The 9,176-nt window shown below is 63.9% G+C and carries 9 protein-coding genes; 4 read left to right on the forward strand and 5 right to left on the reverse strand.

Features of this window, described 5'->3' with window-relative positions; all coding sequences use genetic code 11:
• Positions 1-447: a cupin domain-containing protein gene (locus tag KY084_RS15585; protein WP_219239397.1), complete on the reverse strand. Its 447-nt coding sequence runs from the start codon at positions 445-447 to the stop codon at positions 1-3.
• An 18-nt stretch (positions 448-465) separates the two neighbouring features.
• On the opposite strand from KY084_RS15585, the gene dapE reads away from it, so the two are divergent.
• On the forward strand, positions 466-1,599 hold the full coding sequence (gene dapE, locus KY084_RS15590; RefSeq protein WP_219239407.1) for a succinyl-diaminopimelate desuccinylase: 1,134 nt from the start codon (positions 466-468) through the stop codon (positions 1,597-1,599).
• Here dapE and KY084_RS15595 read toward each other — a convergent pair.
• The 4 genes from KY084_RS15595 to KY084_RS15610 form a co-directional block, all read right to left on the reverse strand.
• Entirely contained in the window at positions 1,589-3,256 is a 1,668-nt protein-coding gene (locus tag KY084_RS15595) for a putative bifunctional diguanylate cyclase/phosphodiesterase (protein ID WP_219239398.1), read from the reverse strand. The genes dapE and KY084_RS15595 overlap by 11 nt on opposite strands.
• A gap of 90 nt (positions 3,257-3,346) precedes the next feature.
• Entirely contained in the window at positions 3,347-3,919 is a 573-nt protein-coding gene (locus KY084_RS15600; protein WP_219239399.1) for a Smr/MutS family protein, read from the reverse strand.
• The gene (mltA, locus tag KY084_RS15605; protein WP_219239400.1) at positions 3,906-5,105 is read right to left on the reverse strand and encodes a murein transglycosylase A; all 1,200 of its coding nucleotides are present in this window, start codon (positions 5,103-5,105) and stop codon (positions 3,906-3,908) included. The genes KY084_RS15600 and mltA overlap by 14 nt, the downstream gene beginning before the upstream one ends.
• A gap of 5 nt (positions 5,106-5,110) precedes the next feature.
• Complete coding sequence (locus tag KY084_RS15610; protein WP_219239408.1) at positions 5,111-5,755, reverse strand: Tim44/TimA family putative adaptor protein; 645 nt, start codon at positions 5,753-5,755, stop codon at positions 5,111-5,113.
• Positions 5,756-5,905: 150 nt separating this feature from the next.
• Here KY084_RS15610 and secB point away from each other — a divergent pair, with 150 nt between their 5' ends.
• Genes secB through trpS form a run of 3 tightly spaced genes read left to right on the forward strand, consistent with a single transcriptional unit; the run spans position 5,906 to position 9,027 of the window.
• Positions 5,906-6,418 carry a protein-export chaperone SecB gene (gene secB, locus KY084_RS15615; RefSeq protein WP_219239401.1) on the forward strand — a complete coding sequence of 171 codons (513 nt, stop codon included), beginning with the start codon at positions 5,906-5,908 and terminating at the stop codon, positions 6,416-6,418.
• 24 nt (positions 6,419-6,442) lie between these two features.
• Complete coding sequence (gene murJ, locus KY084_RS15620; protein WP_219239402.1) at positions 6,443-8,011, forward strand: murein biosynthesis integral membrane protein MurJ; 1,569 nt, start codon at positions 6,443-6,445, stop codon at positions 8,009-8,011.
• Positions 8,012-8,019: 8 nt separating this feature from the next.
• Positions 8,020-9,027, forward strand: coding sequence for a tryptophan--tRNA ligase (gene trpS, locus KY084_RS15625; protein ID WP_219239403.1), 1,008 nt, complete (start codon positions 8,020-8,022; stop codon positions 9,025-9,027).
• The last annotated feature ends 149 nt before the right edge of the window (positions 9,028-9,176 follow it).

A 9,176-nucleotide genomic window follows, 5' to 3' on the forward strand; every position in this document is an offset into this window, starting at 1 on the left:
TCAAAAGCCGCTGCCGTCCTTGCGGGTGAAATCGCCGTTCGCGGTCAGGTGCATGTCGACATCGGGATAGTGGCAATCGCTCTGCGAAGGGCGGCCGACAGCAATGAATATGCAGTCCCCATCCGACCGGTTCTGCAGTACGTGGCCGTTGCCGTCATTCATCGCAAATGCGGCGCAATCACCGGCGCGCATCCTGGTTTCGCCGTCGTCATCGACCAGCACCGCTTCCCCGGTCAGGATAACGACGAATTCGTCTTCACCCGCATGCCAGTGGCGCTGCGACGACCATGCGCCGGGTTTCAGCGTGACATGACTCACCCCGAAGTCGCGAAGTCCGCCCGCCGGCCCCAGCCGCCGATACCACCGGCCCGCGACGACATCGGCATATTCGAGCGGATAGCCGGTCGCGTTGGTCTGCGGGATTGTATCAAGGTTCAGCTTGGGCAATGCGTGACTCCCATGACGATGACCGACACCCTGCCCGATGCCCTGCACCTCGCCAAGGCCCTGATCGACGCCGAAAGCGTGACGCCCGCAAAAGGCGCGGTTTTCGACGTGCTGGAAGCGGCGCTGAAACCGCTCGGCTTCGCCATCGATCGTTTCATTTCGGGCGAAGCGCCCGACGGTCCGGTCGAAAACCTGCTCGCCACGCGCGGATCGGGTGGACCGCATTTCGCCTTTGCCGGGCATCTGGACGTGGTCCCGCCAGGCAAGGGCTGGACCAGCGATCCCTTTGATGCCGACATACGCGGCGAATTGCTCCATGGGCGCGGCGCGGTGGACATGAAGGGTGCGATCGCCGCTTTCGTCGCCGCGATTCCTGCGGATCAGGCGACGGGCACGCTCACCCTGATCATTACCGGGGATGAGGAAGGCCCCGCCATCTTCGGCACGCGCGCGCTGATCGACCGGATGGCCGAACGCGCCATCGCGCCCGATATGTGCCTGGTCGGCGAACCCACATCGGTGAACCGGCTGGGCGATATGATCAAGATCGGCCGTCGCGGATCGGTGAACATCTGGATCGACGTTCCGGGCCGGCAGGGCCATGTCGCCTATCCGCACCTTGCCGACAATCCGGTGCCCAAACTCGTCGCTGCGCTCGGCGCTATCGAACGCATCGAACTCGATCAGGGAAATGACTGGTTCCAGCCGTCGAATATAGAGATTACGGAAATTGAGGTCGGCAACCCCGCGCACAACGTCATTCCCGCCCATGCCCGCGCGCGGATCAGCATCCGGTTCAACGATCTTCACCGCGGCAGCGACCTGATCGCATTGATCGAACGAACAGTGCTTGCCCATGCGCCCGGCGCATCGGTGCTGGGCAGGATATCGGGCGAAGCCTTTCTGACCGAACCGGGGCCGTTGTCCGACCTGATCGGCGATGCGATCGAAATGGCGACGGGGTCGCGCCCCGAACTGTCGACCAGCGGGGGTACATCGGACGCGAGATTTTTGTCGCAGCTATGCCCGGTGGCCGAATTCGGGCTGCTTAATGCCACAATGCACAAGCTGGACGAGGCGGTTTCGCTCAACGATCTCGACTCGCTGCGGGCGCTCTACGCCGACATCATCGAACGCGTTTTCACGCGATAAGACGTCGGTTCCCCTCGCGCATCCAGTCGATGAATTCGGCTTCGGCCATCGGTTCGCCGATCGCATAGCCCTGTAGGATGTCGCAACCGATCACGCGAAGCACGTCGGCCTCCGCTTCATTCTCGATTCCTTCGGCCACGACCGTGCACCCGATGCCATGGATCAGCGCAATGACCGCCTGAGCAATGGTGCGCGCTTCCGCGGTATCGGCGACATTGCGGATCATGCTGTGGTCCAGTTTGATCCGGTCGACGGGCAGACGGCGAAGCCGCGCCAGGTTTGAATATCCAGTGCCGAAATCGTCGATCGCCACGCTCGCGCCGTCATCGCGCAACGCAGCGATGGCGGCGAGCACATCGTCGCTGCACGTCATTGCCAGATTTTCGGTAATTTCCAATTCCAGCAGCGAAGCAGGCGCATCCGCATCGCGCAATGCCTGACGCAGGCTGCGGAAGAAACTGACATGGTCGATCTGACGCGCGCTGATATTGACCGCCAGCCGCTGGCCAATGCCGGCATCCGCCCACCGCGCAATGGTCTGCGCCACAGTACCGGTCACCCATTGGCCGATCTCTACGATCAACCCCGTTTCCTCTGCACGTCCGATGAAGTTGCCGGGCATGCGAAGCCCATCGGGATGACGCCAGCGAAGCAGCGCCTCCGCCCCGACGACCGAACCGGTACGCGCGCAAATCTGCGGCTGAAACACCAGCGCGAAATCGTCATTATCGACTGCATCGCGCAGGTCGTTTTCCAGCCGCGCGCGGTCGGCGATCGCGTCGGCCAGCGTGTCGCTGAAATGTTCAACACGCCCGCGGCCATTCGCCTTGGCATGATACATCGCCGCATCGGCCGCACGCATCAGGTCGGTCAGCGTCAGACCATGGCGCGGCCGCATCGCGACCCCCACCGATGCGCCCAGCTTGACCTGCTGACCGGCAAGGTCGAACGGTTCGCCCAACGCGAACAGGATCGCGCGGCCGATCCGGTCCGCCTCTGTCACGTCCAGGATATCGGGATAGAACATGGTGAATTCGTCCCCGGCCAGCCTGCCGAGCAGCGGGCGCAGCCCTTCGGCGCTGGCGAAGCGATCCGCCACGGCGCGAAGCCGGTTGGCAACCATACCCAGCAGGCCGTCGCCCATCGCATGGCCCAGCGTGTCGTTCACGTTTTTGAATCGGTCGAGATCGATGAAGAACAGCGCGCCGTTGCGTTCGCGTCCCATCTCGCCCAACGCCCGTTCGCAATTACGCCGGAAATTGACCCGGTTGGCCAACCCGGTAACCGGATCGAACATCGCCAGCCGCTGCACATTTTCCAGATTGTTGTGAAGCTGGTCGAACAGGCTGTCCATCGCGCCGGCGAGTTGCGGAACGCATTTTTCGACTTCGCGCGGGATCGGACTGTTCAGATCGCCGTCCGCCGCGCGGGCGATTCGCTCGATCGCCGAATCGAGCGCCGCGGCGGTGGATGCGATCGAACGCTCCGCCGATGCCCAGCACATCGCCCCGCAAACGATCGCCGGAATGACGGCGCGCGCCGCGCTGTCGGCGGTGAAATGGCCGGCGGAGGTGGCGAACAACGCCAGGATGAAGGCGGTCGCACCGGCGCAGATCGCGAAGACGATGGCGCGACTGGTGAGCGTAACTCCCTCCATCGGATTTGCGGCGTCCCTCTCTCGCTGATTGCCCACTGTCCGCCATGGGTGCTGCTGCTGTATGAAGGAGAAAGGTTAAAAAACCTGAACTTAATCGTTTAACCGTGTCCGGCGCAGGATGATGTAAAGCGCGCCCTGCCCGCCATGGCGCGGATGCGCGGCGCGTACGGCGGCGACAGCGCCGCGATTGGGCGACAGCGCCAGCCAATCGTTAACCGACGCGCGAATCGCACCGCGTGCATAGGGGCGCTCGACTCCGGGCCGCGGCGGTTTCCCGGTTACCAGCAGCAGCACCCGTTCGCCTTCCGCAATGCCCCGAGCCAGGCCGCGCTCCAACGCTGCATGGGCGGACGCCAGCGTATGGCCGTGCAGGTCGATCGTGCTGTCCGGGACGAGTCGCCCCCGCCCGATGCGCCGGTCCCACCCGCCATCCAGCGTATCGGACGCCGCCTTTCCTGCGAGCTGCGACTCGGCGCTTCGCTTCACCGGCGGGACCCTGCCGATGGATTTGCGCACCGGCGGAAGCGGCGCCGGGGCCGGCCGGGTGCGCGATTCCGGCTTGCCGGGCACCGCCGATGGCGCATCGCGTTTCAGCGGACGCACCGTCGCCATCACGCGTGCCCACATCGCGGCTTCTTCGGGGCTGAGATTACGGCGTGCCATCCGCGATCACCCGCTTCGCAGCATCTTTGGGGAGCAGGATGAACGCCGTGCCGTGCGCGGCCATACCGCCCGCGATCCGCCGTGCATCATCGCCCGCCCCCCAAAAGGTGTCGAAGCGATTGCTCCCTTTGATCGCCCCGCCGGTATCCTGCGCAACCCACAAACCACTTGCTTCGGAGCGGTCCATCGAGAGGAAGACCGGCGCGCCAAGCGGCACGAAAGCCGGATCGGCGGCAACGCTGGCGCGCGCCGCCACCGACAGGCCCAGCGCGCCGATCGGCCCCGGCCCGTCGAGCCTGTGGAAAAAGACGAAACTCTTGTTCTCGCGCATGACCTCTCGCCCTTCGGCGGGGTGTGCGTGCAGCCAGTCGACGATCCCCTGCATCGACGCCTGATCCTTGCCGATCAGGCCGCGGTCGAGCATCAGCTTGCCAATCCCGGTATAAGCCCGCCCGTTCTGCCCGGCATAGCCGATGCGCATCACCGAACCATCGCGGAGCCGCAGCCGCCCCGAACCCTGAACCTGCAGGAAGAAGACCTCGACCGGGTCGGCGGCCCAGGCAAGTTCAAGCCCGCGCCCCGAAAGCGCTCCCTGTTCAATCGCGGTGCGGTCATAATAGGGGATCAGATCGGTGCCATCGATCCGGCCACGCACTCGCTTGCCCGCAAGCGAATCGGAAAATTGCCCCAGATCGACATCGATCAGATCGTTGGGCCTGGAATAAATGGGCGTCTGATATTCGCCGCCCTGCTTTCGGGAAGCAGCGATTTCAGGCTCGAAATAGCCGGTCGCGAAGGCGCGCCCGTCACCGATTCGGACCGCGGCGAAATTGGCTATGAAAAATTCGCGCGCGCCATCGTCATGCGTCGTTTTCGCCGATTCGCACACATCCCGCCAGTCGGCACCGGTGGTCAGCCCGCTCGCATCTGTCCGTTTTACAAGCGCGGGACAGGAGGTGCGGAACGCCGCCAAGGCCCGTTTTGCCATATCGGTATCGATGTCAGGCCCGGCAAGCGAAGGCCCGCGTGTAACGCCGGCCGCCATCGCGCTTTCCGGCTTGGCGGACTTCGGCTGCGCAGTGTCCCCGGCGGAAGGTGTCGGAGCAGGTCCTTCGGAAGGGGGGACGGCGGTTGCGGAACATGCCGCCAGCGCCGCGGCCAGCGGCAATGCCCCCCATATCCGCATGCGAATCAGGCCTCGTCGGTTTCGATCAGCTTCCAGTTGGGATCGTCGCTGCGCAGCGTGCGGGCGAAGGTCCACAGGTCCTTGGTCTGCACCGCATCGCTTAACGAGCCGGCGACGACATTGCCGTCGGCATCGCGCGTGACCGCGGCGATATCCGCATCGAACCGAACCGTCACGCGCGCTTCGCCGCCCTCAAGCCCGGCATCGGCGATCACCGCCCGTTCGATCGAAACCAGTCGGTTGTCGAGGACGTGGCCAGCCGACTCGCGCTCGTCGATCGCGCGTTCGAAGGCTTGCTTCACATCGCCGGTGACCAGCCAGTCGAGCGTATCGCGATCGCCCTTCCAAAAGGCTTCGAGAATCATCTTGTACGCCGACTTCGCACCATCGACGAACTGCGTGACGTCGAAATCCGAACTCGCACCCACCAGCGCGCGAACGCCATTTTCGGCCCCCGGCTGAATAAGGCGCGGCGCATCGTCCCGCCGTTCGACGGGGGCATCGACCGTGCGCGGCAATGGCTGACGCGGCTGATGTTCCTCGGCCGGTTTGGGCAAAGGTTGTTCGTGCCCGGTTCGCTTTCCCAGCACCGAGTACAGGCGCAGGGCAAGGAAACCGGCAACCATGGCAAGGAGAACAATATAAAGCAGCACCGTTCCTCCGACTTTCTTGGCACGCAACATAGGCGTAACCAGTCGCCGATTCAAATGCCGAGCGTTGAACTGCCAACGCCCTGCTGCTACGCGCGATCGCAAATGAACGCGGCCGACGCCGCGCCTATCCGTCGAAAAGGAAATTTAATGGCCGACCAGGACGAATTCGTCACCACGGGCGAAGCGGCAGCCAATGGGGCAGATACCGGGCCGATGGCGAATCTGATCTCCCAATATGTGAAGGACCTCAGCTTCGAAAATCCCAATTCGCCGCAGGTTTATCAGCGCGACACTCCGCCGCAGATCGACGTGCAGTTCAATATCGGCGTCAATCAGGTCGGCGAAGAAGTGCATGAGGTCGTGCTGAAAATCGAATCGCGCGCCGAACATGACGGGCAGGTCGCGTTCCTTGTCGACCTTACCTATGCCGGGCTGTTTCAGCTTCGCAACCTGCCGCAGGAGCATGTTCAGCCCTTCCTGCTTGGCGAAGCCCCGCGCATCCTGTTCCCCTTCGCCCGCCGCGTTCTGGCCGACGCGGTGCGCGACGGCAGCTTCGCACCGCTGTTGCTCGACCCCATCGATTTCAACGCGATGTATCAGCAGCAGCTTCAGCAGCATCAGGCCGAAGCCCAGGGCGACACCCCTGTCGGCCACGCCTGACGTAACGCGGCAGGGATACCCGGCGTGAAACTGGCCCGCGCGCTGGGCTCGATCGGGGGACTGACGCTCGCCAGCCGCGTGCTCGCGCTGTTGCGCGACACGCTGCAGGCGACGTTTGTCGGGGCGGGTTTCGCCTCCGACGCTTTTCTGGTCGCCTTTCGCCTGCCGAATATGTTTCGCGCTTTTTTTGCCGAAGGCGCGTTTTCGGCGGCGTTCATTCCGCTGTTCAATCGCAAGGTCGGCGCGGAAGGCGAACTCGACCCCGCGCTTGATTTCGCCGAACGCGCGCTTTCGATCCTGTTTCCGATACTGGTGCTGTTCACCATCGCCATGCTGATCGCGGCATGGCCGATCACCTGGCTGCTTTCAGGCGGGTTTCAGGACCCCAGCCCGCAGCAATTCGCCTTTGCGGTGATGCTGTCGCGGATCACCATTCCCTATCTGGCAATGATCTCGCTGGTGTCGCTGCTGGGCGGCATTCTCAATTCGATCGACCGGTTCTGGGTCAATGCGGCCGCTCCGATTCTGCTCAACATCGCAATGATCGCGGGGCTATGGCTGTTTCACGGCAACGGGCCATATGAAACCGCGCGGGTGCAGGCCATTTCGGTAACCGTGGGCGGCGCATTGCAGCTTGCATGGCTGGTCCTTGCCTGCCGCCAGTCGGGCGTGAAGCTGCGCCTGCGGATACCCCGGCTGGACAGTGACATGCGCGAACTTTTTCGCCTGATCCTGCCCGCCGCCGCCGGCGCCGGGGCAACGCAGATAAACCTCCTCATCTCGACCGCGCTCGCGGGCGGGCTGCTTGATGCCGGGTCGATCTCGTACATCTATTATGCCGACCGGCTGAACCAGCTCCCGCTGGGCCTGATCGGGATCGGGCTGGGCACCATCCTGCTACCCACGATTTCGCGGATGGTCGGCGCAGGTAAGGATGCGGAAGCCGCCGAGACCCAAAATCGCGGGATCGAACTGGCGCTGTTTCTCACCCTGCCCGCCACCATCGCCTTCATCGTCGCGGCGCAGCCTATCATCGCCGGTCTGTTCCAGCATGGACAATTCAGCGCGCTCGACGCCGAACGATCCAGCTGGGCGCTCGCCGCCTTCTCGCTCGGCCTGCCCTCCTATGTGCTGGTGAAGGTGCTTACCCCCGGCTTTTACGCGCGCGCCGATACTCGGACCCCCGTGCGCTATGCGACAATCTCGGTGGGGGTAAACATTGTCGGCAACCTGATTCTGATCCCGCTGATCGCGCATGTCGGCCCGCCGCTCGCCACCGCGATCGCATCGACCGTAAACGTCGCGTTGCTGTATCGGGCGCTGCATCGGCGCGGGCACCTTTCCGCCGATGCCCGACTGCACCGGCGCATTCCGCGGCTGTTGCTCGCAGCACTCATCATGGGCGGCGCGCTGTACATCGCCGTGCCGTTTATCCAGCCCTATGTCACGGGGCATCTGCTCACCCGCGCGGTGGCGCTGGCGGTACTGGTCGGCGGCGGCGTGGGCGTCTATGCCATCGCCTGTATCCTCACCGGCGCTTTTCGCATCAGTGACCTGACCGCGATGCTGCGCCGCAAACAAGCAACCGATTAGGAAAAACAATGCGCGTCGTTTCCGGCATTCAGACCACCGGCAATCTTCACCTCGGCAATTATCTGGGCGCGATCAAACAATGGGTCGCGATGCAGGATCAGGTCGCGGCGAAGGGGGGCGACTGCCTGTTCTTCCTCGCCGATCTGCACGCGCTGACCGTCGCCAACGATCCGAAGGACCTTGCCGCGCACACGATAGAGATGGCGGCGACGCTGATCGCGGCGGGAATCGATCCCGCCAGGGCGATCCTGTTCAATCAGGCGCGCGTTCGCGCCCATGCCGAACTATGCTGGATTTTGCAGGGGACGGCGCGGATGGGCTGGCTCAACCGCATGACTCAGTGGAAGGACAAGGCGGGCAAGAACCGCGAGGGCGCGAGCGTCGGCCTGTTCACCTATCCGGTGCTGCAAGCCGCCGATGTGCTGGTGTACAAGGCAACGCACGTGCCGGTGGGTGAGGATCAGAAACAGCATCTCGAACTCGCGCGCGACATCGCGACGAAGTTCAACACCGATTTCGGGGTCGAACTGTTCCCCTTGCCCGATCCGCTGGTGTCCGAAGCGGCCCCGCGCATCATGTCGCTGCGCGACGGCGGCGCGAAAATGTCGAAATCGGACCCGTCCGACATGACTCGCGTGAACCTGACCGATACCGACGATCTGATCGCGCAGAAATTCCGCAAGGCGCGGACCGACCCCGAACCGCTTCCCGACACGATGGCGGCGCTGGCGGACCGGCCGGAAGCGCGCAACCTGGTCACCATCTACGCCGCGCTCGCCGACCGCACATCGCAATCGGTGGTCGAGGAATATGCCGGGCAAGGTTTCGGCACGTTCAAGCCCGCGCTGGCCGATCTTGCGATATCCATTCTCGCCCCGATCCGAGACCGGATTGCCGAACTGCTGAAAGACTCCGAAGCGGTGCAGGCGCATTTGCGCGACGGCGCGGCGCGAGCATCGGCACTCGCCGCCCCCACGTTGAAAGAAGCGCAAAACGCCGTCGGATTGCAGATTTAAATGTTTAAGGGGCGGTCCGGCGGGAATCGCCCCAGATGACGTCATTCGCGACGGCTTTTCACCTTGCTGGAAACGTCGCGGCCGCTGTCGCATAACCTGTGACGACGCGGCGAATGATTCGATCTGCCAAATCCCGTCGTCGCTGTGAC

The sequence above is a fragment of the Stakelama flava genome (assembly GCF_019351405.1).
In the GTDB taxonomy this organism is placed as follows: domain Bacteria; phylum Pseudomonadota; class Alphaproteobacteria; order Sphingomonadales; family Sphingomonadaceae; genus Sphingomonas; species Sphingomonas flava_A.